Here is a 26,334-nt window from a genome sequence, read left to right on the forward strand (position 1 = left end):
TTTTATACCGCTTCTGCATATATTTGCCCTAATGTTAACGGTTGGTAACTCCCAGGTTGCCAATTCGTCGTCTACACTCTCAGAGTCGGCTGAAAAGTCATACGCCATCACAGATTTCAGTAGTACCGCGCCCGCTGAACCGAGCCCGTTCCTTGAGGAAGCTCTTCCGGAATGGTATGGTTTAGCGTTTTTCAAATTTTTTTTAAAAAAACTACATAGCAAGGGGAATTACGCAATGCGTATTATTCTGCTGGGCGCTCCGGGCGCAGGCAAAGGTACTCAGGCTCAGTTCATTATGGAGAAGTATGGCATTCCGCAAATTTCCACCGGCGATATGCTGCGTGCGGCGGTAAAGGCCGGTAGTGAACTGGGCAAGCAGGCAAAAGAAATCATGGATGCGGGTAAACTGGTGACAGACGAACTGGTGATTGCCCTGGTCAAAGAGCGCATCGCACAAGATGACTGCCGCAATGGTTTCCTGCTGGATGGTTTCCCGCGTACCATTCCTCAGGCTGACGCGATGAAAGAAGCCGGCATTAATGTCGATCATGTGATTGAGTTCGACGTGCCTGACGAGCTGATCGTCGAGCGCATTATCGGCCGTCGCGTGCATGCGGCTTCCGGTCGTGTGTATCACGTGAAGTTCAATCCGCCTAAAGTGGAAGGCAAAGATGACGTAACGGGTGAAGAGCTGACCATCCGTAAAGATGATCAGGAAGACACCGTACGCAAACGTCTGGTGGAATACCATCAGCAGACCGCGCCGCTGGTGAATTACTATCAGCAGGAAGCCGCGGCTAACCACACCCGTTACCACAAGATTGACGGCACCCGCCAGGTCAGCGAAGTCAGCGCAGAGCTGGCCCGTATCCTCGGCTGATTCCGTCTTTCGGATGCGCCATCATGGCTGATGGCGCTTCTTCCCGCATTCTCCCGCTGTTTTCTTCTCTTTATATTGCTCCCGACAATTGCTGGTATCGGCGTTAACCACGCTGCCAGCCGGTTTTTCACAGCGGCGTTTCCGCTACAATGACACTCCGTTCCCGTCCAAACGATGATGCCGAAGCGGCAGCAGAGGAAAACGTTGATGAAAAAAGAAAAACGCGGTGTGTTGATGGTGAATCTGGGCACGCCGGATGCACCGACGCCGCAGGCGGTAAAACGTTATCTGGCCGAATTCCTGAGTGATAAACGCGTCGTGGATCTGAACCGGCTGCTGTGGTGCGCCATCCTGCGCGGCATTATTCTGCCGACCCGTTCACCGCGGGTGGCGAAGCTCTACCAGTCGGTGTGGATGGAGGCGGGATCGCCGCTGCTGGTTTACAGCCGCCGGCAGCAGCAGGCGCTGGCGGCGAGTTTGCCGGATATGCCGGTGGAGTTGGGCATGAGCTATGGTTCGCCGAGTTTGCAGTCCGCGCTGGATGCGCTGCTGGCGCAGGGCGTCACCGAAGTGACGGTGTTGCCGATGTACCCGCAGTATTCCTGCTCCACCACCGCCGCCGTGTGGGATGGTCTGGCGAAGTTGCTGAGTACCCGGCGTCAGGTGCCGGGCATTCGTTTTATCCGTGATTATGCCGATCATCCGGCGTATATCGCGGCGCTGAAGCACCGCGTCGAACAGTCATTTGCGGAGCATGGCGTGCCGGATAAGCTGGTTATTTCATTCCACGGCATTCCGCAGCGCTATGCTGATGAAGGCGATGATTATCCTGAACGCTGCGCCGCGACGGCTCAGGCGTTGACTGACGCGCTCGGCTTGCCGGCGGAACAGGTGATGATGACCTTCCAGTCTCGTTTCGGCCGTGAAGTCTGGCTGACGCCCTACACCGATGAAACCATGCAGGCGCTGCCGAAGCAGGGGGTGAAGCGGGTTCAGGTCATCTGCCCCGGTTTTGCCGCCGACTGCCTGGAAACGCTGGAAGAGATCAAAGAACAGAATCGGGAGATTTTCCTGCATGCCGGCGGGGAGTCTTTCCATTATATCCCGGCGCTGAACGACGACCCGCAGCACATTGCGTTGCTGGCGCAGTTGGTGAACGCGCCGGCGTAAGGCGCTCATCGATGGCGGTACGCGACGTGACGTCAGGCGCCAACGGCGCCTGACGGGGGACGGTTTAGAGCGGGCACGCTTTGGCGGCGACGATCTCGTCGACGTTCAGCATGGTGATCATGGTTTCGGCGATTTCCCGTTCGCCCATGACCACGTGATCGGCGCCGTGATCGGTGATGTAAGCGACTTCATCGTCATAGTGAGCCCGGGCGATGATTTTCAGGTCCGGGCGACGCGCTCTCGCCGCCGCCACAATTTCCCCGGCTTCGTAGCCGTTGGGGATGGTCAGCAACAGCCAACTGGCGCAGTCAAGACGGGCGATGTCCATGATATCGGGCCGCGTGGCGTTGCCCAGCACCGTTTTGATGCCTTGTTCCCGCAGCGCATCGACGCGCGCACGCGAGGTTTCAATCACCACCATCGGTACGCCAGCCTGATACAACCGGGCGCCGATCAGACTGCCTACACGCCCATAACCCACCAGCAACGCATGATTGCACAGGTCAACCGGGATCTGTTTTTCCTCTTCGATTGCTTCTTCGACGATCTGCTCTTCAATGGTTTCGTGCTTGGCCAGATAGCGTTCCAGCAGGGCGAACAGCAGCGGGTTGAGCATGATCGACAAAATTGCGCCGGCCAGCACCAGATTGCGGCCGTTTTCCGACAACATGCCAAGCGAAATGCCAAGACCGGCCAGAATAAAGGCGAACTCGCCAATCTGCGCCAGACTGACGGAAATAGTCAGCGCCGTGCGTTTGGAATGCCCGAACATGTGCACCAGCACAAAGGCGGCCATCGACTTGCCAACCACGATAATCAGCAGTGTGCTCAGCACCGCCAGCGGTTCGCTCACCAGGATCATCGGGTCGAACAGCATGCCGACGGAAACGAAGAACAGCACCGCGAATGCATCGCGCAGCGGCAGGGTGTCGTGCGCGGCGCGCTGGCTTAGCTCCGACTCGTTCAGCACCATGCCGGCGAAAAACGCCCCCAGCGCAAACGAGACGTCAAACAGTTTGACCGCGCCGAACGCGATGCCGAGCGCCATTGCCAGCACCGACAGCGTAAACAGCTCGCGTGAACCGGTACTGGCGCTTTTCGCCAGCACCCACGGCACCACGCGTCGGCCCACCACCACCATCAGCGTAATGAACGCCACTACTTTGCCCAGCGTAATCGCCAGGTCCTGCAGCAGCTTACTGGTATTGGTGGTATCGGTTTTCAGCATGTCGGCGAAGGCCGGCAGCAGCACCAGCGTCAGCACCATCGCCAGATCTTCGACAATCAACCAGCCAATGGCAATTTGCCCGCGTTGACTGTCGATCAACTGGCGTTCTTCCAGCGCGCGCAGCAGCACCACGGTACTGGCGGTGGACAGACACAAACCAAATACCAACCCCTCCGGCAGGCTCCATCCCAGCAGCGCCGACAATCCAGCGCCGAGCAGGGTCGCCATCATGATTTGCGCCACCGCGCCGGGAATGGCGATCGACTTTACCGCCATCAAATCCCGTAGCGAAAAATGCAGCCCAACGCCGAACATCAGCAAAATCACGCCCAGTTCGGCAATTTCCGGCGCCAGTTGGGTATCGGCGACAAAACCCGGCGTAAAAGGACCGACCAACACGCCGGCGACCAGATACCCGACCAGCGGGGAAATACGCAGTCGGTTGGCCAGGATGCCGAGCAGAAAAGCCAGCACCAGACCGACGGCCATCGTGGAGATTAAGGGGGTGGTATTATCATGCATTCCGACTCCTTTGCCATGCGTAACGAGAATGAGCGGATATTCCTGAGCCGTCAGTAGGTTGCGGCTCCTGAATGCTTATGTACCCTGCCGGCCCAAACCGTTCCCTATCCGTATACCGATGGCACTATTCAACGTCAGAGGGGGAAAACCGTCAGGAAGACGGGCAGAGTGAGACATAAAATGGTGTTTTTCATCTATTTAAATAGTGTAACACATATTTTCAGTTAAATTATTGCTTTTATCGTTGATATATAGGGCTAATTCAATCTCTGTTTGCGGAGAAATCCCGCCGGCCGCATCCACCGGTATTTCTGCCATGATTCAAGTTACGGATTATCAGAATAATAGTATGGCTGTTCTGCGATAACGCGAGGCATCTCAGGTTCATCATAACGTCAACCATCCTGCGCTGATTTGTGTTAATTTGTGCGCGTCACAACAGGTTTAATGTAACAATTCTATAAGGAATTTTTATTACGGGGAGCGGTTATGCATTTTTCTGTCAAAAATCTGGGATGCCTGATGGCGGTAACGCTGGCGCTGTCGTCGCCTTATGCACTGGCATGGGAAAAAGATAAAACCTACAACATCACGATTTTGCACACCAATGACCACCACGGTCATTTCTGGCATAACGACTACGGCGAATACGGTCTGGCGGCGCAGAAAACGCTGGTGGACCAGATTCGTCAGGAAGTGGCGGGCAAAGGGGGCAGCGTACTGCTGCTGTCGGGCGGCGATATCAACACCGGGGTGCCGGAATCCGACCTGCAGGACGCCGAGCCGGACTTCCGCGGCATGAACCTGGTGGGTTATGACGCGATGGCTATCGGTAACCATGAATTCGACAACCCGCTCACGGTATTGCGCCAGCAGGAAAAATGGGCGCATTTCCCGCTGCTTTCCGCCAACATCTACCAGAAAAGCACCAAAAAGCGGTTGTTCAAGCCTTACTCGCTGTTTGACCGTCAGGGAATCAAGATTGCCGTTATCGGCCTGACGACTGACGACACCGCCAAAATCGGCAATCCGGAGTATTTCCACGACATCGAGTTTCGCAAACCGGCCGATGAAGCGAAAAAGGTCGTGGAACAACTGCGCAAAAAAGAGAAGCCGGATGTCATCATCGCCGCTACCCACATGGGGCACTACGATAACGGCGATCACGGCTCTAACGCGCCGGGCGATGTAGAAATGGCGCGCAGCCTGCCTGCGGGATATCTCGACATGATCGTCGGCGGCCATTCGCAGGACCCGGTGTGCATGGCCAGCGAGAATAAAAAACAGGTGGATTATGTGCCCGGCACCCCCTGCGCGCCGGATCGCCAGAACGGCACCTGGATTGTGCAGGCGCATGAGTGGGGCAAGTACGTGGGCCGCGCCGATTTTACTTTCCGCAACGGCGAGCTGAAGCTGGCTCACTACCAGTTGATTCCAGTCAACCTGAAGAAGAAAGTCGAGAAGGCCGACGGCAGCAGCGAGCGCGTGTACTACACCCAGGAAATCAGCCAGAACCCGGACATGATGAAACTGCTGACGCCGTTCCAGGAGAAGGGCAAAGCGCAGCTGGATGTGAAAGTGGGCAGCGTGAATGGTCGACTGGAAGGCGACCGCAACAAGGTTCGTTTCGTGCAAACCAACCTGTCGCGGGTGCTGTTGTCTGCCCAACTGGAGCGGGCCAAAGCGGATTTCGGGGTCATGAGCGGCGGCGGCGTGCGGGATTCGATTGAATCCGGCGACATCACCTACAAGACCCTGCTCAAGGTACAACCGTTCGGCAACACGCTGGTATATGCCGACCTGAAAGGCAGCGAGGTGGAAAAATACCTGGCGGTGGTCGCCAATAAGAAGGTGGATTCCGGCGCGTATGCTCAGTTCCTGAATGTCAGCCTGGAAGCGGACGGCACCGGCGTGAAGAACGTGAAGATCAAGGGCGAACCGCTGCAGGCGGACAAGATCTACCGCATTTCCACCCTGAGCTTTAACGCCACCGGCGGTGACGGTTACCCGAAACTGAGCGACCTGCCGAGCTACGTCAATACCGGCTTTGTGGACGCGGAAGTGTTGCGTCAGTACGTCGAAAAACACTCTCCATTGCAGGCGGCAGATTACGAGCCGAAAGGCGAGATTGTTTATAAATAATTGATGCATATGGCGGTTTCTGCTCTGTTTTTTGAGAGTGGGAACCGCTTTTTTCTCGGCTAAAAAACTTTTGCGATATAGCCTTGTACATGAATACTTCACTCTTGTTCACGTAATAGAACATCAACGATATTACAGCCACTTTATCAGACGGCGTTTCGTAAAGAATAATGGTCATCCAGAAACATTGCGTGGTAATTATTAATTGACGATATTATCCGATGGTGTTGTGATTCGTGAATAATAACTATTTTGTAGCTGAATTCCGAAGGGAATATTGTTTGATAAAAGACAACATGGGCTAAGGGTACTTAATTTAGAGTAATCTTCCGGTGCCGGTTTAAATAATTGGAATCTGTCGGCCTGTTTTTTAATGTGGTTAAGCAAGATGCTGAATATTGACATTTTTTGATTGCATGGATTAGTATGAAATACCACCGTTATGGGTGAGTTTTTATAAAGTAAATTGTTTTTTTCAATGAAATGGAATTGCATTAATTTATCAAAAATTTTCAGGAGATTTAATCATGCGCAATACCTCTATTGGCATATTCATGCTGGCATGTCTTCCTTTTGTCAGTGAAGCGGCGACAAGCATAACTATTGATCCTCAACGGAATTGTCTGACAGCGCCTGCTCTTGATACCCTGGCAGGTACGTCAGCTAAGTTTTCTTTAGAGCCAGGGAGATATGTTTTATCTCTTGTGTCTAATAGTATGAATTGTAATCGCTCTTCTGGTAATAGCTGTATTATTGATGCAGTCATGGTGCAAGGTGGATTTAAAAACGCTCGTTGGGGCGTCTCTGTTACCAGCAATCCGATTGTTGTGGATTCATCTGGCTCACCGTTTATAGCCTATATCAGCGACGATAATTGTAATGATAATATTGGTCAGGCGACGTTGCTGATACAAAAAGCAAACTAATTCGCTCCCAGGTAATTTAATTAATAGCTTTAGTTTTAATTATCGACTCGGACTTATCGTTTTCCTACTCGGCACACCGATATACCGGTAGATGACGAGTTATATTAGTCTGCAAATAGCGCTCTATTGGTATTTTCTGGTGTGGGCGCTATATCGCCGTTTCCGCCATCGAACACGGGGTGTCGCCACGTTGCTATCTTACCCGCAGGCATGAACACCGCTCTTCGCGAGGCATTGGTTTTCAAATTGTGCGTCAGGCCCTGTGCATGAAGCGCATCATCACGGGTTTCCATTCTGCTATTGAGAGTGGATACCGCCGCTTCAGGATGGGCCAGGAAATCATGCCTGGAGCGCTGATGGAGAACAGCCTTCTTTTGCCATTTCTTTTATGCGCTCCTGTACCTTGCGGTCTAGCTCCATCTGTTGCTCCGGAGGCATAGCTTCATACTGTTCTTTGGATATTCCCATTGAGGACAGTACGGAAAAAAACAACCTTTCTTCCGGGGACATCGCAAGCCACTCCATGAGTTCCTGTGCCGCAGCGGACGGCTGTGATTGTGCCCTGAGCTTAGTTTCACCCCTGGAAGGGATGTGTTCCTCTGCCTGTGCTTTTTTAAGCTCAATTCCGAAGGCGTCGTTTTCTGACTCGGTCCGGAGAACGCGAGCTGGCGTAAATGAAGCGCTGGTTGCCTGAATCTCAAGTTTGGACATGTCTATTTTCCGGGAGGTAATGAGAATCAAATAATCCTACTTTTTGAATGGTTTTATCCAAAAAACAATATTCATAAATATGCTTAAATCAGCCGATAGATTTTCGCTATTAACGAAGAAAAGACCTGCTGATATTGACGGCGCACAGCGCATTGACCTGTTTTTTTACAAATCAGTGACGTCGGCATCAGTTTTATAACATTCTGTGAGAGTACGGCTTTAACCCTGTGATATTGTTGGCGCATGATGGCTAATAGCCTATCCCAATAGGGCTATTTTACTTGCCATTTTGGACCTGAGCAGTGCGCGAAATCCTCACGTACTCCGGTTTACTCGCTGCGCTCGCCCGTTGGGCCGGACAATGACGTTGTCCGTTCAATATGCGTTGCATATTGTCTTCGCGCTGTCCGAGTCCAAACTGGCTGCGTCAATGACACCTATTGGGATAGGCTCTAAGGAGGATGCGTCTTTTCTTCACTGTACTATGCCGGACTTGGTTTACATGGGTAGAGAGTAAACCAGATTTATTAATGGATAATCTTTTTTATGCTTAAAAAGCATATAAGGAAGATTTGTATTTTCTGCTATTTAAAAAGTAATGCATTGCTGATTTTATTCGAAATAGTGTCATAAGCGGTGGGTATGGCATAAAAAATTGATAACATAATCTCATGAAAGGTGATCAACCGATGAAGATATCCCTCGCCAGGAGGCTTTGGTTTCCGCTTATTATTAGTTTGCTGTGTCTGGCAGGAACGCTACTTTATGGTTCGGTAAAAATCAAACAGGATCAGTTATCGCTAAGAAAAAGTGAGCTAATGCATGTTACGCAACTGGCGTTGGGGGTAGTAAAAACCAATGCCGAACAAGCCAGCAATGGATTGATTACTCAGAGTGAAGCACAGCAGCGCGCAATGAAAGCCATAAAAGACCTGCGCTATGGTGATTCAGGATATTTCACAATACTCAATTCCCAGGCCCGGGTCTTAATGCACCCAATAAATGAAAAACTCATTGGGCAGGGCGAAGATTTTAAAGACGCGAATGGCGTCTACCTTTTCAGAGAGATGGTTACGGTAACAAGAGACAACCAGTCTGCTTATACTGCTTACGCTTTTCCTCGCCCCGGCTCCACCGTTGCACAACCTAAAGTGGCCTATAATTCACCCTACGCCCCCTGGGACTGGATAATTACCACCGGTCTTTATGTCGATGATATTGATGAGGCGTTTATTTATTCTTTATATCAGAATGTGATTGTCTTTGTATTAATCAGCGCTGTGCTTTTATTTTTTGCTTACTATATAAACCGTAGCATCTTGCGCATTCTTGGCGGCGAACCCACTTACGCCGCAGAAGTGGCCGCACGCATTGCAGCAGGTAATTTATCTTATCCGGTCACTACATTACCTGGCGACAAAATCAGCCTGCTGCATGAGATGGGCTTGATGCGGGAACAGCTAATCAACGTTATCGAAGATATCCGTTCCGGAGCAGAGGCTATCAATGCCAGTACCGGTGAAATTATTGCCGGTAACGTGGAGTTGTCGTCACACACGGAACGGCAGGCTACTTCTCTGGAGAAAACATCGGCGAGCATGGAGGAAATTACCTCCACCGTTAAACAGAATGCTGACAATACCGAGCAGGCCCGTCAGCTGGCGCATTCCGCACTTGAGATAGCCTCCCGGGGAGGTGCGGTGATGCAGGAAGTTAACGACACGATGAATGGTATTTCTGAAAGCTCCGACAAAATCGCCAACATCACCGAGGTGGTGAATAATATTGCCTTTCAAACCAATATTCTTGCCCTGAACGCGGCGGTGGAAGCCGCGCGTGCCGGTGAACAGGGGCGCGGTTTCGCCGTCGTGGCTGGCGAGGTGCGCAGCCTTGCCCTGCGTAGTGCAGAGGCGGCCAGAGAGATAAAAAGCCTGATAGAAGAATCGGTTTCCCGCGTCAGTAGCGGCTCGGCGAAAATCAAAGTGGCTGACGGCAGCATCAAAGAGGTGGTCAGTGCCGTGCAGCATGTCGCTGATATCATGGTGGAAATCTCTACGGCGACGAGCGAGCAAGGAAAAGGCATTAGCTATATCAATGAGTCGATTGTTCAGATTGATTCGATCACCCAGCAGAATACAGCCCTGGTTAAACAGGCGGTAGCCGCGGCAAATGAACTGGAACTACAGACGCAGCGGTTGAAAGAGTCTGTCGCTTATTTTAATACTGACGGCTCTGACCATAGCCGCGACACCTTGAGGATTGGTCATACGGGGTAGCGGGTAAATTTAATAAAACAGGCGGCGGATGGGGTGCGGTGTTCTGGATAGCTCAGAGGCCGCCATTTCCTGATGCCGCGCTCAATAATACAAAGAGCCCCATACGTGACGTTCTCAATCTGATTCAGCGCCGCTTTTACTCTGTTGTTCAATTCCCCGATTATTTGCCAATAAAACTGGGCAGATCCCCAAAACCTTGTTTCGCAAACCAAATCGTGATCGCCACAACCGTTTTGGGAAGCTAACGATGATACATTTCCTATAAATGAAACGTTGTTTTACTTATGGGGTGATTATGCATAAAGGTGTGGCGTTTTCGCTGCTGGCGTCCTGCGCACTGGCAAGCGTGGCGGCTCAGGCGGCTGAAAAGGTAGCGTTTCCGGACCGGGTCTGTAACGTGACCCGCTATGGTGCCGAGGGGCATCGCTTGCAGATTGCGCTGAATACGGAATCTTTTCAGAAGGCGATTGATGAATGCGCCGCCGCCGGCGGCGGCACCGTGCTGGTGCCGGCGGGCAACTATCTGGTGGAGCCGCTGTTCCTGAAAAGCAATGTCCGCCTGCATCTGGAAAAGAACGCCACGCTGGTGGCATCGACCGGAGAAAATGCCTACCGCGCCACCGATAGCACCCGCTACGCCGAAGCGGAAAATGGCTGGCTGCCGTTTATCAGTATTGCCGATGCGCAGAACGTCGCCATTACCGGCGAAGGCACCATTGATGGACAAGGTGCGGTGTGGTGGGAACGCTGGCGCGCGGCGATTCGCGCCACCGGCAAGAAAGGCGGCACCGACCGTCCACGACTGATTTACGTGACCCGTTCCAGTCAGGTACTGATTGACGGCGTGACCCTGACCAACTCTCCCAGCTTCCATGTGGTGATGCGCTATGCCCATGATGTCACGGTGAACGGCACCAACATTATTGCGCCCTGGCATGCGCCCAACACGGACGCCATCGACCCGATCGATAGCCAGAATATCCGCATCACCAACAACGTCATCGACTGTAACGATGACCATATCGCCATCAAGGCGGAAAAACCGGACAGCCGTTTCCCGAATGGCGTGGTAGACAATATTTATATTGCCAACAACGTGTTAAAGCAGGGACGCGGCATTTCTATCGGTAGCGAAACCTCCGGCGGCGTCAACAATGTGCTGGTGGAAAATAACCGCTTTGAAGGTTCGATGTACGGCATTCGCATCAAGTCGCTGCGCGGCAAAGGCGGTGAGGTGAAGAACGTCACCTACCGTCATACCCGGATGATGGATGTCGAAGTACCGCTGGTGTTCTCCGGTTACTATCAGGCGGCGCCTATCGTACAGGCCGAGGTGGATAAATTGCTGCAGGCGGGCGGGTTTACGCTGGGCGAACAGATTTATCCGCCGGATACCGAGCCGGCCCAGCCGTTCGACAAGGTGAAAACGCCGCATTTCAGCCAGGTCACTATCGTCGATCTGGAATCAACCGGCCGTAGCAAGGCCGCCGGGTACATTATCGGCGTACCGGAAGCGCCGTTGAGCGGTTTCCATTTTGAACAGGTGCGGATTGACGCTGAAAAAGGGCTGCGGGTGCGCAACGCGGAACTGGCCACCAAAGGGTTGACCCTGAACGTAAAACAAGGGGATGCGCTGCTGCTGGATAAAGGGGCGAACGTCACCCGGTAACGCGCCGGGAAGCGATCGCACTCCCCAGGGAAGGACGGTTATGAAGCGGCGGCAGAGGGCAACACTGGCCGTGGAACCCTCTGCCGCCGTCTTCATTTTTACGGTCAATCACGCTTGGCGATATCGGCAAACTGCGCTTTTAGCAACCGGGCCAGGTCGGCGGCCGCCAGTTCGAGGTCCAATCCCCGCTTGCCGCCGGAGATAAAAATAGTATCGAATTGCTGCGCCCCGTCGTCGATCACGGTGGGCAGCAGTTTCTTCTGCCCCAGCGGGCTGATGCCGCCCACCAGATAGCCCGTTACTCGCTGGGCGATTTGCGGATCCGCCATATCGGCTTTTTTGGCGGCCAGCGCCTTGGCCACTTTTTTCAGATCCAACTGACTGGCGACCGGGGTGACCGCTACCGCCAGCTGTTTGGCATCGCCGTTGAGCGACACCAGCAGGGTTTTGTAAACCTGTTGTTTATCCAGCCCCAGTTTGCGGGCGGCTTCTTCGCCGAAGTTGGTTTCATCAGCGTCGTGATGGTAGCTGTGAAGCGTAAAAGCGACTTTTTGCTTCTCAAGCAGTTTTACTGCGGGCGTCATAATGTACTGTCCTTGCTTCAAAAGGTAGCCGTATAGGCTTGTAACAAGTCGGGCAGGTTGTTTTCACCGTATAAATGCAGTGCGCCGACAGACACCACATAATTCCCCTGCGGCAGCGCGGCCAGTTGCTGTTGCCAGCGCTGATTCCGGTGATTCATCAGCATTTCCGTGATTTCGTTGCTGAAAGTGGGCGGCACGTTATCCGCCCAGGTCGGTTTATGGCTGAGCCACCAACTGACCATCGTTTGTAACAGACGCGCATTGGTATGCCAGTGGGTCAGGGTGTCTTCCAGCAACGGCAGGCCGCCCTGCGGCAGTTGCAGCAGCATGTCGATCTGCGCCTGCTGGCCTTCCAGCTCGATGATCTTCACCCCTTTGTCCCGGGCGGCGTTAATCAACTGGTAATCAATACCGTAATCCGGACGCAGGCCCAGCATCATGGCCTGACGCGCCTGTAACATCAGCGCCGCCTGCCAGGCCGGTACCCGGTCGAGGCTGTCGTAGTTGAACGACAATTCACGGCATAACCGTTGCAAACGCTGCAGCGTGGCGCTATCCAGGCGCTCCGCCAGCGGCGGTTCGGTGCCCACCGGATCAAACGGCGAATCGCTGCCGGAAATGTCGGCCTCTACGATCAGCGCCGTCGCCTGCTCCAGCCGTGCCAGCAATTCAGACGGCAGAGGAAACATATCCACTGTGCCCATGTGAATACTGCCCACCAAATGGAACTGGCGTTGGTTGACGATCTCGACGTCCAACGCCGGGTAACGGTAACCCGCGGGCGAGAGAAGGCCGAGGAACGTTGCAATCTGGCGTATCAGCCGTTTCATATCGACGTCTCCGGTAGTGGCGACTCAGAACGTTATCCTGCAATCAGGCGTCGCGCTGTTGCAGGACGTGCGCTTTCGCGTCGTCAGGTCTCTATGCTAAACGGTTCAGCCGGCAAGTTGTATCGCTAATTCGGCATGCGTTCGCTGCGCGCTACGGGACGCATATGGTGGAAAGCGGCGCGATGTTCGGGAGAGAACAGCGCGCCGTGGTCGACAGCTCGACTCAGTCGCGTCTGGCTGGTGCGTCGGCGGGGGTGAAACGCAGCAGCCGGTTGGCGTTGCTCACCACGGTAATGGATGAGAGCGCCATGGCCGCTCCCGCCACCACCGGGCTTAGCAGGGTTCCGGTCAACGGGTAGAGCACGCCGGCGGCAATCGGAATGCCGAGCGTGTTGTAGACAAAGGCCCCCAACAGGTTCTGCTTCATGTTGCCCAACGTGGCCCGGGAAAGCGCCAGCGCATCGGCGACGCCGTGCAAACTGTGGCGCATCAGCGTCATGGCGGCGGTTTCCACCGCGATATCGCTGCCGCCGCCCATGGCGATCCCCACGTCGGCCTGCGCCAGCGCCGGCGCGTCGTTGATGCCATCGCCAATCATGGCAACCCGTTTTCCCAGCGATTGCAGATGGCGAATGGCGTCCGCTTTGCCGTCCGGCAGTACCCCGGCGATGACCTGGTCGATGCCGGCTTCGAGGGCGATGGCCTGAGCCGTCGCCGGATTATCGCCGGTCAGCATTACCAACTGGTAGCCCTGGCGATGCAGCCGTTGTAATGCGCTGACGCTGTCCTGACGCAGAGTGTCCTGCACTGAAAACAGCGCCGCCACCTGACCGTTCGCCACCAACAGTACCGGCGTCATGCCGAGCGCCGACTGTTTCTCCAGCCAGTCGCGCGGCGAGTTCTCGCCGTTAGCCAGCGGAATCTGGCTCTGCGCCAGCAAGGCCGGATTGCCGAGCAACAGCGGCACGCCGTCGACCTGACCGCTGACGCCCAGGCCGGGCAGAGTGCGGAATTGCGTGACGTCGCCCCGTTCTACGCCATCAGCCCGCAGAACAATCGCCTGCGCCAGCGGGTGACTGGCTCCCTGTTCCAGCGACGCAGCCCAGCGCAGCGCCTGCGATTCGCTGATATCGCCAAAGGTATGGATCGCCACCACGCGCGGTTTGCCTTCCGTCAGCGTGCCGGTTTTGTCGAACACCAGCACGTCAAGCTGGCTGGCCTGCTGCAGCGCATCGGCGTCCCGCACCAGTACGCCCAGTTCCGCGGCTCGTCCGACGCCGGAGATAATCGACATCGGCGTCGCCAGCCCCAGCGCACAAGGGCAGGCGATGATCAGCACCGTGGTGACAATCACCAGCGTGTACACGATATGGGGCGCCGGGCCGACAACGTACCAGATGGCGCCGCTCAGCAGCGCTATCGCCACCACGACCGGTACAAAGACGGCGGAAATCCGGTCGGCCAACTGGCCTATCGCCGGTTTGCTGCTCTGCGCCTGACGCACCAGATGAATGATGCGCGCCAGCGTGGTCTGGTTGCCGATCGCGCCTGCACGCAACGTGGCGCTGCCGTCCTGCACCTGAGTTCCGGCGTGCACCTTGTCGCCGGCCGCTTTCTGTTGCGGGATCGGCTCGCCGGTGAGCATGGCTTCGTCAATCCACAGTTCCCCGTGTTCCAGCAGGCCGTCTACCGGAATACGGTCGCCGGTGGTCAGGCGCAGCGTCATACCGGTTTGTACCTCTGCCAGTGGGATGACGCGGTCGCCTTGCGGTGTTACCAGCCGCGCAGTCGGCGGCGTCAAATCCAGCAAACGCTCCAGCGCCTGAGAAGAGCGCTGACGGGCGCGTTGTTCCAGCGCGTGGCCGAGATTGATCAGGCCGATAATCATGGCGCTGGCTTCGTAATAAAGATGACGCGCTTCCATCGGGAACCACGTCGGCCACAGGTTGACGGTAATGGAGTAAAGCCAGGCTGCGCCGGTGCCGAGCGCCACCAGCGTATCCATAGTCGCGCTGCCGTTCATCAGGCTACGCCAGGCATTGCGATAGAAATGCCCACCGGCGACGATCATGACCGCCAGCGTCAGCCCGCCGACCAGCAGCCACCCGGAGCGGTTGTCGTCGGTAAGCATCATGTTATCGCCGATCATGCCCCAGACCATCAGCGGGATACCGAGCGCCAGCCCCAGTGCAGCCTGCCAGCGAAAACGCCGGATGGCCTGACGAGACGTTTGCTCCTGCCGGGCGCGCCGCTCGGCTTCATCAAGAATGATTTCCGCGCCGTAGCCCGCATTCTGTACGGCATCGATCAGCGCCTGATGCGGCGTGTTGCCGCTGACCAGCGCGCTGCGCTCAGCCAGATTGACGCGCGCCTGCGTGACGCCGGGGACGCTTTGCAGCGCCTGCTGTACCCGGCTGACGCAACTGGCGCAGCTCATGCCGCTCAACAGCAACTGGACGCTGTCGTTATCATGAATACTGTTGTTGTCATGAATACTGTTGTTGTCATGAATATCGTCGTCGTTATGAACACGGTTGCCATCATGGGCGACGTTGTCATCACGAACGGTGTTTGCCGGAACCGAGTCGAAAGCCGCTGACAGCCTGTCCGGCGAGGAGGCGTGGGGTGTCAGCGGCTCAGATTTTGGGAGGGGTTTCTCCTGCGCCAGCGTTGCATGAAAACCGGCTTGTTCTATCGCCTGTACCAGCGCCTGCGGTTCGGCATCGCCATAAACCGCCGCCTGTTGCAGGGTAACGTCCGTCGCCGCTACGCCCGGCACCGCTTCCAGCGCTTTGCGGGTTGACGCGACGCAATGCTGACAGTTGAGACCGGAGAGCTGCAAGGTGACAGTTGGCGTGGTCGCCGGGCTGGCTTCGTAACCCGCGGCTTCGATTGTCGCTACCAGCGACTGGCTATCGGCTTCACCAGTGACGTTGGCGTATTTTAGCGATACATCGGCCTGTTCCACGTCCGGGCGGGATTCCAGGGCTTTTTTTACTCTTCCGACACAGTGTTCGCAGGATAATCCCTGCAATGAAAGCAGTATGGTTTGCGACATAATAATATTCCTCAGTGATCACAGCCGAACGTCAAAGGCATTGACCGCAAGCGTGATTTTGATTAGTTCTAAGCACTACCTGAAGCGTAAACCTTCCAGTAAGGGAAGGGTCAAGGGGGAATCATGAATATCAGCGATGTGGCGAAAAAAACCGGGCTGACCAGCAAGACCATCCGTTTCTATGAAGAAAAGGGGCTGATGACGGCGCCACTGCGATGTGAAAATGGTTACCGCAGTTATGATCTCCACCATATTGAGGAGCTGACCTTGTTGCGTCAGGCGCGTCAGGTGGGGTTCACGCTGGAGGAGTGCCGCGAACTGGTGACGTTGTTCAATGACCCGCTGCGGCACAGCGCCGACGTTAAGGCGCGCACATTGCAGAAAGTGGACGATATTGAACAGCAGATCGAAGAACTCAAGGCGATGCGTCTGCGTTTGCTGACGCTGGCGGAGTCCTGCCCCGGCGACAGCAGCGCCGAATGCCCGATCATTACTCAACTGGCGGGCTGCTGCCATGCATCGTCAGGAGAGCATGGCAAGCATTAGTCGTTATTAGCGGTTATGTCATCGGATAGCGGCAACGTCGCCGTCTCGACGGAATGCGCTTTGCGACGTATCAGGTATGCGGCCGCACTCGCAGCGTAATGCCTTCCACGGCGATAATCTCCACCACGGTACCGACGGGCAAATCCTGTTCCGCCTGTACCCGCCAACTGCTGTCGCCGATGCTTACCCGACCGAAGCCGTTAACCAGCGGTTCGGTCAGCGTAGTATGCAGGCCAATCAGTTGTTGGCCGCGTTGGTTGAGCACCGGAGGCGGTTGCTTTTCGATGCGCCGACGTAGCCATTGCCACCACAGCAGCGCCGCCGCCACCGTCAGCACGGCGAAGGCGATGCATTGCCATGTCCAGTCCAGCGGCAGCAACCAGGCGAGAATCCCGGTAAGCAGCGCGGCGATGCCGCTCCACAAAAGATAACCGCCGGCGCCCAGCATTTCAGCCGCCAGCAGCAGCCCACCGAGCGACAGCCAGAACCAGTGGGCATTTTCCAGCACCAGCAGCGCCATCATGATTATTTTCTCCGGTCCGCCTGGCTTTCTTTAATCAGTTCGCTGATGCCGCCGATGGTGCCCATCAGGTTGCTGGCGTCCAGCGGCATCATGATGACTTTGCTGTTGTTGGCGCTGCCAATGGTTTGCAGCGCGTCGGTGTATTTCTGCGCCACAAAGTAGTTGATAGCCTGAATGTTGCCGGCGGCAATCGCTTCGGACACCATCTGGGTGGCGCGGGCCTCGGCCTCGGCGGCGCGTTCGCGGGCTTCGGCTTCAAGGAAGGCGGATTGCCGTTCCCCTTCGGCCTTGAGAATCTGCGCCTGTTTTTCCCCTTCGGCTTTCAGAATGGCCGCCTGCCTGACTCCTTCCGCTTCCAGAATATCCGCGCGCTTGGTACGTTCCGCTTTCATCTGGGCGTTCATTGAGGCGATCAGTTCGGCGGGGGGGCGCACGTCGCGGATTTCAATACGGGTGACCTTGATGCCCCACGGGTTGGTGGCTTCATCCACGATATGCAGCAGCCGGGTGTTGATGCTGTCGCGTTGGGACAACATTTCGTCCAGTTCCATCGAACCGAGTACGGTACGAATGTTGGTCATGGTCAGGTTGATGATGGCCAGTTCGAGATTGCTAACCTCATAGGCGGCGCGTGGAGCGTCCACCACCTGGATAAAGCAAACCGCATCAATGGTGACGTTGGCGTTGTCCTTGGAGATGATTTCCTGCGAGGGAATTTCCAGCACTTGTTCCATCATGTTGATCTTACGGCCAATGCGGTCCATGAACGGCACCACCAGATTCAGGCCGGGCATCAGAGTGCGGGTATAGCGGCCAAAACGTTCCACCGTCCACTGGTAACCCTGAGGCACGATTTTGATGCCGGACCAGACAAGGACCAGCGCGACGACAATCAGAACCGGGATAAATGTCAGCATGTGCGTTGCTCTCCGTGGTTTTTTCCTGTGGAGAGTGTAACGCAGGATGACGTAACCGGCGTAGCAAAGTTGCGGGCGAACAAGGGATTATGCGAACCCGCACGAAAAGCGGGCTGCAATGGTATGACGTACGGTTACATATCCAGTTCGATATCGTCCAGCGGCATACAGCAGCAGGGCAGGATTTCGCCCCGTTGCAGGCAGGCCAGCGGCGTTTCCCGGTAGGCGACCTTGCCTTTGGTCAGCCGCAACCGGCAGGCGCCGCAATAGCCGGAACGACACTGATATTCGACCGGCACCCGCTGGGATTCGAGCACTTCCAGTAAGGAGGTGTGTTCATCGGAGCAGAGCAACTGCGCCCCGGAGAGGCGCAGCGTCACGGTGGAGGCGGTCATCGTGGTTACAGCTGGAAGTCGCTGAGGTCGTCGGTGTTGATTTCCGAGTCAATCTGGCCGACCAGATAGGAGCTGACTTCCACTTCCTGCGGCGCCACCTGCACGTTGTCCGATACCAGCCAGGCGTTAATCCAGGGAATCGGGTTGGTGCGGGTTTCAAACGGCAGCGGCAGGCCAACCGCCTGCATACGGATATTGGTGATGTACTCCACATACTGGCACAGGATGTCCTTGTTCAGGCCAATCATCGAGCCGTCGCGGAACAGGTATTCCGCCCACTCTTTTTCTTGCTGAGCGGCCAGTACGAACAGGTCGTAACATGCCTGCTGACACTCTTCGGCGATTTGCGCCATTTCCGGGTCGTCCTGGCCGGCGCGCATCAGGTTAAGCATATGCTGGGTGCCGGTGAGGTGCAGCGCTTCGTCACGAGCGATCAGCTTGATGATCTTGGCGTTGCCTTCCATCAGCTCGCGTTCGGCGAAGGCGAAGGAGCAGGCGAAGCTGACGTAGAAACGGATGGCTTCCAGCGCGTTGACGCTCATCAGGCACAGGTAGAGTTTTTTCTTCAACTCATACACGTTGACGTCCACGGTTTTGCCGTTGACCTGATGGGTGCCTTCTCCCAGCAAATGGTAGTAGCTGGTCAGTTCAATCAGCTCATCGTAGAACCCGGAAATGTCCTTCGCCCGTTTGAGGATTTCCTCATTGGTAACGATGTCGTCAAACACAATCGACGGATCGTTGACGATGTTGCGGATAATGTGGGTATAGGAACGGGAGTGGATAGTTTCCGAGAACGCCCAGGTTTCCACCCAGGTTTCCAGCTCCGGGATGGAGATGAGCGGCAGCAACGCCACGTTCGGGCTGCGTCCCTGAATGGAGTCCAGCAGCGTCTGGTATTTCAGATTGCTGATAAAAATGTGTTTTTCGTGCTCCGGCAGCGCCTGATAGTCGATACGATCGCGGGAGACGTCCACCTCTTCCGGGCGCCAGAAGAACGAAAGCTGTTTTTCGATCAGCTTTTCGAAAATTTCATATTTTTGCTGATCGTAACGCGCCACGTTAACCGGCTGGCCGAAAAACATCGGTTCCAGCAGTTGATCGTTTTTATTCTGTGAAAAAGTGGTATAGGCCATGATTTCTCCAAACAAGCCAACAGCGCGACCCGTAAGGCGGCGCTGTTAAACTTTTGGCAACCCGAGCGGGTTGCGTCGTCGCTGCGCCAGGCGCTATCGGCAGGGCAGCGGCGACAGGATTAGGAATATCGTCATGCCGGGGAAACCCGCTGTCGCGGATTTCCCCGGCGTCGTACTTAGATCTTGCACGCGCCGCTTTCGCAGCCGTCATCCTGCGGCGCGGTGTCGAGCAGGTCATCCTGAGCGTCTTCGGCGCCGTCGCGGGTGTTTTGGTAATAGAGGGTTTTCAACCCGAACTTATACGCCGTGAGCAGATCTTTCAGCAACTGGGTCATCGGCACTTTTCCTGACGGGAAACGCGCCGGATCGTAGTTGGTGTTGGAGGAAATCGCCTGATCGACGAATTTCTGCATCAGACCCACCAGCTGCAGATAACCGTCGTTGGACGGCATGTCCCACAGCAGCTCGTAGGCGTCTTTCAGCGTTTCGTACTCCGGCACGACCTGACGCAGGATACCGTCTTTCGACGCTTTGACGCTGATATGGCCGCGCGGCGGCTCAATGCCGTTGGTGGCATTGGAAATCTGCGACGAGGTTTCAGACGGCATCAGCGCCGACAGCGTGGAGTTGCGCAGGCCATAGGTCTGGATGTCTTTGCGCAGCGTTTCCCAGTCATGATGCAGTGGTTCGCTGCAAATACTGTCCAGATCGCGCTTGTAGCTGTCGATCGGCAAAATGCCCTGCGAATACGTGGTTTCGTTAAACCACGGGCAGGCGCCTTGTTCGCGCGCCAGCTGGTTCGAGGCTTTCAGCAGGTAGTACTGAATCGCTTCGAAGGTGCGGTGCGTCAGGTTGTTGGCGCTGCCGTCGGAGTAGCGTACGCCGTGTTTCGCCAGATAGTAGGCGAAGTTGATCACGCCGATGCCCAGCGTGCGACGGCCCATCGCGCCGCGTTTGGCGGCTGGAATCGGGTAGTCCTGATAGTCGAGCAGGGCATCCAGCGCGCGTACCGCCAATGTCGCCAGTTCTTCCAGCTCGTGCAGCGAACTGATGGCGCCCAGGTTGAAAGCCGACAACGTACAGAGCGCGATTTCGCCGCTTTCATCGTTGACATCTTCCAACGGTTTGGTCGGCAGCGCGATTTCCAGACACAGGTTGGACTGGCGCACCGGCGCGACCTGCGGATCAAACGGGCTGTGCGTGTTGCAGTGGTCGACGTTCTGAATATAGATACGGCCGGTGGAGGCGCGTTCCTGCATCATCAGCGAGAACAGTTCCGCCGCCTTGAGCTGCTTCTTGCGAATGCTGTCGTCCTGCTCGTATTTCACGTACAGGCGCTCGAATTCATCCTGATTGTTGAAGAAGGCGTCGTACAACCCCGGCACGTCGGACGGGCTGAACAGCGTGATGTCTTCGCCTTTGACCAGACGCTGGTACATCAGCTTGTTGAGCTGCACGCCGTAGTCGAGGTGACGCACGCGGTTGCCTTCTACGCCGCGGTTGTTTTTCAGCACCAGCAGGCTTTCCACTTCCAGATGCCACAGCGGGTAGAACAGTGTGGCCGCACCGCCGCGCACCCCGCCCTGCGAGCAGGATTTCACCGCGGTCTGGAAATGTTTGTAGAACGGAATACAGCCGGTGTGGAACGCTTCACCGCCGCGGATCGGGCTGCCCAGCGCTCGAATACGGCCGGCGTTGATGCCGATGCCAGCACGCTGGGAGACGTATTTCACGATCGCGCTGGAGGTGGCGTTGATGGAATCCAGGCTGTCGCCGCACTCGATCAGCACGCAGGAGCTGAACTGGCGGGTCGGGGTGCGCACGCCGGACATGATCGGCGTCGGCAGCGAAATTTTGAACGTCGATACCGCGTCATAGAAGCGTTTTACATAGTCCAGACGGGTTTCGCGCGGGTAGCCGGAGAACAGGCAGGCGGCGACCAGAATATACAGGAACTGGGCGCTTTCGTAGATGTCACCGGTCACGCGGTTTTGTACCAGATATTTCCCTTCCAGCTGTTTTACCGCCGCGTAGGAGAAATTCATGTCACGCCAGTGATCGATGAAAGCGTCCATCTGAGCAAATTCGTCTTCCGTGTAGTCTTCCAGCAAATGGCGATCGTATTTTCCCATTTCGACCATTTTCACTACGTGGTCGTACAACTTCGGCGGTTCAAACTGGCCGTAGGCTTTTTTGCGCAGATGGAAGATGGCCAGACGCGCGGCCAGATACTGGTAGTCCGGGCTTTCGCGGGAGATCAGGTCGGCGGCGGCCTTGATGATGGTTTCGTGGATATCGGCGGTCTTGATGCCGTCGTAGAACTGGATGTGGGAACGTAGTTCTACCTGAGAAACCGAGACATTGTGTAACCCTTCTGCTGCCCAGGTGATTACCCGGTGGATTTTGTCCAGGTTGATGCGTTCTTTACTGCCATCGCGTTTGGTAACAAGTAGACTCTGGTTCATGTGGCGTAGCACCTGTTTTTTTGACACGTATTTTGTTTTGCTTGGCTCACCCGCCTTTTTATTTACAAAAAACGCAAATAAAAAAATAGTGTTTTCTGTCAGAAGTAAACACTATATATAGGGGGTGGGGCGGTTTTTGATAACAAGATAATGTGAAAATTTCCGCATTGCAAGTGAGCAAAACGGCTTCCTCTTGTGGATAACATAGGGAATAAATGTTACAAGCGCGCTAAATCCCAGCCACTGCGCGGCTTCCTTTTTTGTCAACCGCGAGGGGAGAAAAAATAAAAAATTGATCAACCGCCGGTTTCTTATCCGGTGGCAAAACTATCTGCCTGATCAAAACCGTGTTTCAGACAAGTAATTAAGAATTATCTGAGATTGATATGTCGTCAGGGAGCGGATACGGCGTGGTTTATGCCTGAAAACTTATTCTCTGGCGATAAAAAAGCCGGTGGTTTTATCCACCGGCCGGGGTATTGGGAAACCGGAATGTTCCGACCTGCGCCTGACAGATTCAGCCAAGGCGTGTGGTATGGATCATCTTGTGGTGTGGGTCATCGTGTGGTGTGGATCATATAGTTGACGTCGACATTCGCGCCGAGTCGGAAGCTGTCCAGCAGCGGGTTATAGTGCAGGCCGAGCATATGGCGTTCACGCAGCGGCGTCTGATCCACCCAGTCCAGCAGTTCCGCCGGGCGGATGAACTTTTTGATGTCGTGCGTGCCGCGCGGCACCATGTTGGTCAGGTACTCGGCGCCGACAATCAGCATCAGCCAGGCTTTGGCGTTGCGGTTAATGGTGGAGAAAAAGACATGGCCGCCGGGTTTGACCAGCCGGGCGCAGGCCAGCACCACTGAGCGCGGGTCCGGCACATGTTCCAGCATCTCCATGCAGGTCACCACGTCGTAAGCGCCGGCATGGGCGTCTGCGTGGGCTTCCACCGTCTCCTGCACGTAACTGACCTGAACACCGCTTTCCAGCGCGTGCAGCCGGGCTACCTGTAATGGTTCGCCGCCCATATCCAGCCCGGTGACGCGCGCGCCTTCCCGCGCCATGCTTTCGGCCAGAATGCCGCCGCCGCAGCCGACATCCAGCACCTGCTTGCCGAAAATGCCGCCGGCGCGTTCAAGAATGTAATTCAGACGCAGCGGGTTGATGCGGTGCAACGGTTTGAATTCGCCTTCCAGATCCCACCAGCGCGAGGCGACGGCTTCAAATTTGGCGATTTCATCGTGGTCGACGTTCTGGGTCGGTGCGGATGTTTTCAGCGCATCAGGATTAGCGGCGCCTGCATTTGTGGCGTCTGTATTCATGGTGTCTGTGTTCATGGCGTCTGTGTTCATGCAGAGTGATCACCTTTCATCAATATTGACTGGGGCGAGTATAACGAGCGGAAGGCGGTTGTTGTAGTCGCTAACGATAGCGTCGTGGTTTCCGTACCTTGTGATGGCGGTAACATTGCAGTAACAAAATGCGAGACGCCTCATGAAAGAAACGTCAGGAAACCGGCGCGAAGTTTCCCCTGAAACCCCGGTTTATGATATGATTTTCCACCTTTTAAAATCGGGTAGATGTGAATAGAGGGATAGCGGCTCCATGAGCGACCTAGCCAGAGAAATTACACCGGTCAACATCGAGGAAGAGCTGAAAAGTTCATATCTGGATTACGCCATGTCCGTCATCGTCGGGCGTGCGTTACCGGACGTTCGCGATGGTCTTAAGCCGGTACACCGCCGCGTGCTGTACGCGATGAGTGTGCTGGGTAACGACTGGAACAAGCCTTATAAAAAATCGGCCCGTGTGGTCGGGGACGTTATCGGTAAATATCACCCGCATGGTGATAGCGCGGTTTACGACACTATCGTGCGTATGGCTCAGCCGTTCTCGCTGCGGTACATGCTGGTGGACGGCCAGGGCAACTTCGGTTCCATCGACGGCGACTCCGCCGCGGCGATGCGTTATACCGAAGTGCGCATGTCGAAAATCGCCCACGAACTGCTTTCCGATCTGGATAAAGAGACGGTGGATTTTGTGCCTAACTACGACGGCACAGAGCAGATCCCGGACGTGATGCCCACCCGTATCCCCAACCTGCTGGTCAACGGTTCTTCCGGGATCGCGGTGGGGATGGCGACCAACATTCCGCCCCATAACCTGACGGAAGTGATTAACGGCTGTCTGGCCTATATCGATGATGAAAACATCAGCGTCGAAGGGCTGATGACCCATATTCCGGGGCCGGACTTCCCGACCGCCGCCATCATCAACGGCAAGCGCGGCATTGAAGAAGCCTACCGCACCGGCCGCGGCAAAGTGTATATCCGCGCCCGCGCCGAAGTGGAGGCGGACGCCAAATCCGGCCGTGAAACCATCATCGTGCATGAAATCCCTTATCAGGTGAACAAGGCGCGACTGATTGAAAAGATCGCCGAGCTGGTAAAAGAGAAGCGCATTGAAGGCATCAGCGCGCTGCGTGACGAGTCCGACAAGGACGGCATGCGCATCGTGATTGAAATCAAGCGCGATGCCGTAGGCGAGGTGGTGCTCAACCATCTGTACTCCCAGACTCAGATGCAGGTGTCGTTCGGCATCAACATGGTGGCGCTGCATCAGGGCCAGCCGAAGCTGATGACCCTCAAGGAAATTCTGGCGGCATTTGTCCGTCACCGCCGCGAAGTGGTGACGCGTCGTACCATTTTCGAACTGCGCAAAGCGCGCGAACGCGCCCATATCCTGGAAGGTCTGGCGATTGCGCTGGCTAATATCGACCCGATCATCGAGCTGATCCGCCATGCTTCTACCCCGGCCGAAGCCAAAAACGCGCTGGTGGCGCAGGCGTGGGCGCTGGGCAGCGTGGCCGCCATGCTGGAGCGCGCCGGCGATGACGCTGCGCGTCCGGAATGGCTGGAGCCGGAGTTCGGCATCCACGAGGGTAAATATCACCTGACCGAACAGCAGGCGCAGGCGATTCTGGATCTGCGTCTGCAGAAACTGACCGGTCTGGAACATGAAAAACTGCTGGATGAATACAAGGAACTGCTGGAGCAGATCGCCGAACTGCTGTTCATCCTGCGCAGTCCTGAACGTCTGATGGAAGTGATCCGCGAAGAGCTGGAGGCGATCCGCGAGCAGTACAACGACGCGCGTCGTACCGAGATCACCCATAACAGCGCCGACATCAATATCGAAGATCTGATTTCCGAAGAGAACGTGGTGGTGACCTTGTCGCATCAGGGTTACGTCAAGTATCAGCCGCTGAGCGACTATGAAGCTCAGCGTCGTGGCGGCAAAGGCAAATCCGCCGCCCGCATCAAGGAAGAGGACTTTATTGATCGGCTGCTGGTGGCGAATACCCACGACACCATCCTGTGCTTCTCCAGCCGTGGCCGTCTCTACTGGCTGAAAGTGTATCAGTTGCCGGAAGCGAGCCGCGGCGCCCGCGGTCGTCCGATCATCAACCTGCTGCCGTTGGAGCAGGATGAACGCATTACCGCCATTCTGCCGGTGCGCGAGTACGAAGAGGGCATGAACGTGTTCATGGCCACGGCCAGCGGTACGGTGAAGAAGACCGCGCTGACTGAGTTTAGCCGTCCGCGCAGCGCCGGTATCATCGCCGTTAATCTTAACGACGGCGACGAGCTGATTGGCGTCGACCTGACCGACGGCAGCAATGAAGTGATGCTGTTCTCCGCCGAAGGCAAGGTGGTGCGTTTCTCCGAATCGGCTGTACGTACTATGGGACGTACCGCTACCGGGGTGCGCGGCATCAACCTGCAGGACGACGATCTGGTGGTGTCGCTGATTGTGCCGCGCGGCGAAGGCGATATTCTGACTGTGACGCAGAATGGCTTCGGCAAGCGTACCGCCGTCACCGAGTATCCGGTGAAATCCCGTGCCACCAAAGGCGTTATCTCCATCAAGGTGAGCGAGCGCAACGGTAAGGTGGTCGGCGCGGTGCAGGTCGATTCCGCCGATCAGATCATGATGATCACCGATGCCGGTACGCTGGTGCGTACTCGTGTATCCGAGGTCAGCATCGTTGGTCGTAATACTCAGGGCGTGACGCTGATTCGTACCGCTGAGGACGAGCGAGTGGTTGGCCTGCAGCGTGTGGCTGAGCCGGTGGAAGACGATGAACTCGACAGCGTGGTGCCGGTTGACGGCGAACTGCCGGAAGAGGACATCGATGAACCGGAGAACGATGACGATACGCCGGCAGACGATGAATAACCCCTTCATCCGCCGATGATGACCTTCCAGAGCCAGCGCCCGACGCGCTGGCTTTTTTTATGCAGGATCGGTACTGTATCGACTGATCCCGACCTGATTTTCCCGTGCTGACAACCTTTACGG

At 55.7% G+C, this 26,334-nt stretch carries 19 protein-coding genes; 8 read left to right on the forward strand and 11 right to left on the reverse strand.

The annotated features are described in order from the left end of the window. Positions 1–235: 235 nt before the first annotated feature. Both adk and hemH read left to right on the forward strand, forming a co-directional pair. Positions 236–880 (forward strand): adenylate kinase, encoded by a 645-nt coding sequence (adk, locus tag DXXMK7_RS05510; protein WP_038661156.1) that lies wholly within the window; start codon positions 236–238, stop codon positions 878–880. Positions 881–1,087: 207 nt separating this feature from the next. Next, positions 1,088–2,050, forward strand: a complete 963-nt coding sequence (gene hemH / locus DXXMK7_RS05515) for a ferrochelatase (RefSeq protein WP_038918211.1) — start codon at positions 1,088–1,090, stop codon at positions 2,048–2,050. Positions 2,051–2,114: 64 nt separating this feature from the next. Here the strand turns inward: hemH and ybaL are convergent, their stop codons facing one another. Next, positions 2,115–3,800 (reverse strand): YbaL family putative K(+) efflux transporter, encoded by a 1,686-nt coding sequence (ybaL, locus tag DXXMK7_RS05520; RefSeq protein ID WP_038918212.1) that lies wholly within the window; start codon positions 3,798–3,800, stop codon positions 2,115–2,117. A gap of 489 nt (positions 3,801–4,289) precedes the next feature. Here ybaL and ushA point away from each other — a divergent pair, with 489 nt between their 5' ends. Then, positions 4,290–5,942, forward strand: a complete 1,653-nt coding sequence (gene ushA / locus DXXMK7_RS05525; protein ID WP_038918213.1) for a bifunctional UDP-sugar hydrolase/5'-nucleotidase UshA — start codon at positions 4,290–4,292, stop codon at positions 5,940–5,942. 527 nt (positions 5,943–6,469) lie between these two features. Continuing rightward, positions 6,470–6,868 carry a hypothetical protein gene (locus DXXMK7_RS21685; RefSeq protein ID WP_071605174.1) on the forward strand — a complete coding sequence of 133 codons (399 nt, stop codon included), beginning with the start codon at positions 6,470–6,472 and terminating at the stop codon, positions 6,866–6,868. Positions 6,869–7,207: 339 nt separating this feature from the next. On the opposite strand, the gene DXXMK7_RS05530 is transcribed toward DXXMK7_RS21685, so the two are convergent. Beyond that, positions 7,208–7,579 carry a hypothetical protein gene (locus DXXMK7_RS05530; RefSeq protein ID WP_049842513.1) on the reverse strand — a complete coding sequence of 124 codons (372 nt, stop codon included), beginning with the start codon at positions 7,577–7,579 and terminating at the stop codon, positions 7,208–7,210. 689 nt (positions 7,580–8,268) lie between these two features. On the opposite strand from DXXMK7_RS05530, the gene DXXMK7_RS05535 reads away from it, so the two are divergent. Next, on the forward strand, positions 8,269–9,855 hold the full coding sequence (locus DXXMK7_RS05535) for a methyl-accepting chemotaxis protein (RefSeq protein ID WP_038918215.1): 1,587 nt from the start codon (positions 8,269–8,271) through the stop codon (positions 9,853–9,855). Positions 9,856–10,150: 295 nt separating this feature from the next. Beyond that, positions 10,151–11,524: a glycoside hydrolase family 28 protein gene (locus DXXMK7_RS05540; protein ID WP_038918216.1), complete on the forward strand. Its 1,374-nt coding sequence runs from the start codon at positions 10,151–10,153 to the stop codon at positions 11,522–11,524. A 104-nt stretch (positions 11,525–11,628) separates the two neighbouring features. Here DXXMK7_RS05540 and ybaK read toward each other — a convergent pair whose 3' ends face one another. The 3 genes from ybaK to copA all read right to left on the reverse strand — a co-directional run bounded on the left by ybaK (position 11,629) and on the right by copA (position 15,996). Next, the gene (ybaK, locus tag DXXMK7_RS05545) at positions 11,629–12,108 is read right to left on the reverse strand and encodes a Cys-tRNA(Pro)/Cys-tRNA(Cys) deacylase YbaK (RefSeq protein ID WP_038918217.1); all 480 of its coding nucleotides are present in this window, start codon (positions 12,106–12,108) and stop codon (positions 11,629–11,631) included. Positions 12,109–12,125: 17 nt separating this feature from the next. Then, positions 12,126–12,938: a TraB/GumN family protein gene (locus tag DXXMK7_RS05550; protein WP_038918218.1), complete on the reverse strand. Its 813-nt coding sequence runs from the start codon at positions 12,936–12,938 to the stop codon at positions 12,126–12,128. A gap of 223 nt (positions 12,939–13,161) precedes the next feature. Continuing rightward, the gene (gene copA, locus DXXMK7_RS05555) at positions 13,162–15,996 is read right to left on the reverse strand and encodes a copper-exporting P-type ATPase CopA (protein WP_038918219.1); all 2,835 of its coding nucleotides are present in this window, start codon (positions 15,994–15,996) and stop codon (positions 13,162–13,164) included. A 123-nt stretch (positions 15,997–16,119) separates the two neighbouring features. Here copA and cueR point away from each other — a divergent pair, with 123 nt between their 5' ends. Then, positions 16,120–16,542 (forward strand): Cu(I)-responsive transcriptional regulator, encoded by a 423-nt coding sequence (gene cueR, locus DXXMK7_RS05560; RefSeq protein WP_038918220.1) that lies wholly within the window; start codon positions 16,120–16,122, stop codon positions 16,540–16,542. 70 nt (positions 16,543–16,612) lie between these two features. Here the strand turns inward: cueR and DXXMK7_RS05565 are convergent, their stop codons facing one another. The 6 genes from DXXMK7_RS05565 to ubiG all read right to left on the reverse strand — a co-directional run bounded on the left by DXXMK7_RS05565 (position 16,613) and on the right by ubiG (position 23,294). After that, complete coding sequence (locus DXXMK7_RS05565; RefSeq protein ID WP_188726094.1) at positions 16,613–17,062, reverse strand: NfeD family protein; 450 nt, start codon at positions 17,060–17,062, stop codon at positions 16,613–16,615. A 5-nt stretch (positions 17,063–17,067) separates the two neighbouring features. Continuing rightward, the gene (locus tag DXXMK7_RS05570; RefSeq protein WP_038918222.1) at positions 17,068–17,982 is read right to left on the reverse strand and encodes an SPFH domain-containing protein; all 915 of its coding nucleotides are present in this window, start codon (positions 17,980–17,982) and stop codon (positions 17,068–17,070) included. A 134-nt stretch (positions 17,983–18,116) separates the two neighbouring features. Next, positions 18,117–18,377, reverse strand: coding sequence for a class I ribonucleotide reductase maintenance protein YfaE (yfaE, locus tag DXXMK7_RS05575; protein WP_038661115.1), 261 nt, complete (start codon positions 18,375–18,377; stop codon positions 18,117–18,119). Between the two features lie 5 nt (positions 18,378–18,382). After that, positions 18,383–19,513 carry a class Ia ribonucleoside-diphosphate reductase subunit beta gene (nrdB, locus tag DXXMK7_RS05580; RefSeq protein WP_038661112.1) on the reverse strand — a complete coding sequence of 377 codons (1,131 nt, stop codon included), beginning with the start codon at positions 19,511–19,513 and terminating at the stop codon, positions 18,383–18,385. A 176-nt stretch (positions 19,514–19,689) separates the two neighbouring features. After that, a complete protein-coding gene (nrdA, locus tag DXXMK7_RS05585; RefSeq protein WP_038918223.1) occupies positions 19,690–21,978 on the reverse strand; it encodes a class 1a ribonucleoside-diphosphate reductase subunit alpha in 2,289 nt (762 codons plus the stop codon). A gap of 557 nt (positions 21,979–22,535) precedes the next feature. Next, a complete protein-coding gene (gene ubiG, locus DXXMK7_RS05590; protein ID WP_071605175.1) occupies positions 22,536–23,294 on the reverse strand; it encodes a bifunctional 2-polyprenyl-6-hydroxyphenol methylase/3-demethylubiquinol 3-O-methyltransferase UbiG in 759 nt (252 codons plus the stop codon). Positions 23,295–23,577: 283 nt separating this feature from the next. On the opposite strand from ubiG, the gene gyrA reads away from it, so the two are divergent. Beyond that, positions 23,578–26,211 (forward strand): DNA topoisomerase (ATP-hydrolyzing) subunit A, encoded by a 2,634-nt coding sequence (gene gyrA / locus DXXMK7_RS05595; RefSeq protein WP_038918225.1) that lies wholly within the window; start codon positions 23,578–23,580, stop codon positions 26,209–26,211. The last annotated feature ends 123 nt before the right edge of the window (positions 26,212–26,334 follow it).

Origin of the sequence: Dickeya sp. MK7, assembly GCF_000406305.1 — a bacterium.
GTDB classification, from domain to species: Bacteria; Pseudomonadota; Gammaproteobacteria; order Enterobacterales; family Enterobacteriaceae; genus Dickeya; species Dickeya fangzhongdai.

Excerpts from the sequence above, each read along its gene's own strand:
- adk (WP_038661156.1), top strand. The coding sequence starts at position 236 with ATGCGTATTATTCTGCTGGGCGCTCCGGGCGCAGGCAAAGGTACTCAG.
- hemH (WP_038918211.1), top strand. The coding sequence starts at position 1,088 with ATGAAAAAAGAAAAACGCGGTGTGTTGATGGTGAATCTGGGCACGCCG.
- ybaL (WP_038918212.1), bottom strand. The coding sequence starts at position 3,800 with ATGCATGATAATACCACCCCCTTAATCTCCACGATGGCCGTCGGTCTG.
- ushA (WP_038918213.1), top strand. The coding sequence starts at position 4,290 with ATGCATTTTTCTGTCAAAAATCTGGGATGCCTGATGGCGGTAACGCTG.
- DXXMK7_RS21685 (WP_071605174.1), top strand. The coding sequence starts at position 6,470 with ATGCGCAATACCTCTATTGGCATATTCATGCTGGCATGTCTTCCTTTT.
- DXXMK7_RS05530 (WP_049842513.1), bottom strand. The coding sequence starts at position 7,579 with ATGTCCAAACTTGAGATTCAGGCAACCAGCGCTTCATTTACGCCAGCT.
- DXXMK7_RS05535 (WP_038918215.1), top strand. The coding sequence starts at position 8,269 with ATGAAGATATCCCTCGCCAGGAGGCTTTGGTTTCCGCTTATTATTAGT.
- DXXMK7_RS05540 (WP_038918216.1), top strand. The coding sequence starts at position 10,151 with ATGCATAAAGGTGTGGCGTTTTCGCTGCTGGCGTCCTGCGCACTGGCA.
- ybaK (WP_038918217.1), bottom strand. The coding sequence starts at position 12,108 with ATGACGCCCGCAGTAAAACTGCTTGAGAAGCAAAAAGTCGCTTTTACG.
- DXXMK7_RS05550 (WP_038918218.1), bottom strand. The coding sequence starts at position 12,938 with ATGAAACGGCTGATACGCCAGATTGCAACGTTCCTCGGCCTTCTCTCG.
- copA (WP_038918219.1), bottom strand. The coding sequence starts at position 15,996 with ATGTCGCAAACCATACTGCTTTCATTGCAGGGATTATCCTGCGAACAC.
- cueR (WP_038918220.1), top strand. The coding sequence starts at position 16,120 with ATGAATATCAGCGATGTGGCGAAAAAAACCGGGCTGACCAGCAAGACC.
- DXXMK7_RS05565 (WP_188726094.1), bottom strand. The coding sequence starts at position 17,062 with ATGGCGCTGCTGGTGCTGGAAAATGCCCACTGGTTCTGGCTGTCGCTC.
- DXXMK7_RS05570 (WP_038918222.1), bottom strand. The coding sequence starts at position 17,982 with ATGCTGACATTTATCCCGGTTCTGATTGTCGTCGCGCTGGTCCTTGTC.
- yfaE (WP_038661115.1), bottom strand. The coding sequence starts at position 18,377 with ATGACCGCCTCCACCGTGACGCTGCGCCTCTCCGGGGCGCAGTTGCTC.
- nrdB (WP_038661112.1), bottom strand. The coding sequence starts at position 19,513 with ATGGCCTATACCACTTTTTCACAGAATAAAAACGATCAACTGCTGGAA.
- nrdA (WP_038918223.1), bottom strand. The coding sequence starts at position 21,978 with ATGAACCAGAGTCTACTTGTTACCAAACGCGATGGCAGTAAAGAACGC.
- ubiG (WP_071605175.1), bottom strand. The coding sequence starts at position 23,294 with ATGAATACAGACGCCACAAATGCAGGCGCCGCTAATCCTGATGCGCTG.
- gyrA (WP_038918225.1), top strand. The coding sequence starts at position 23,578 with ATGAGCGACCTAGCCAGAGAAATTACACCGGTCAACATCGAGGAAGAG.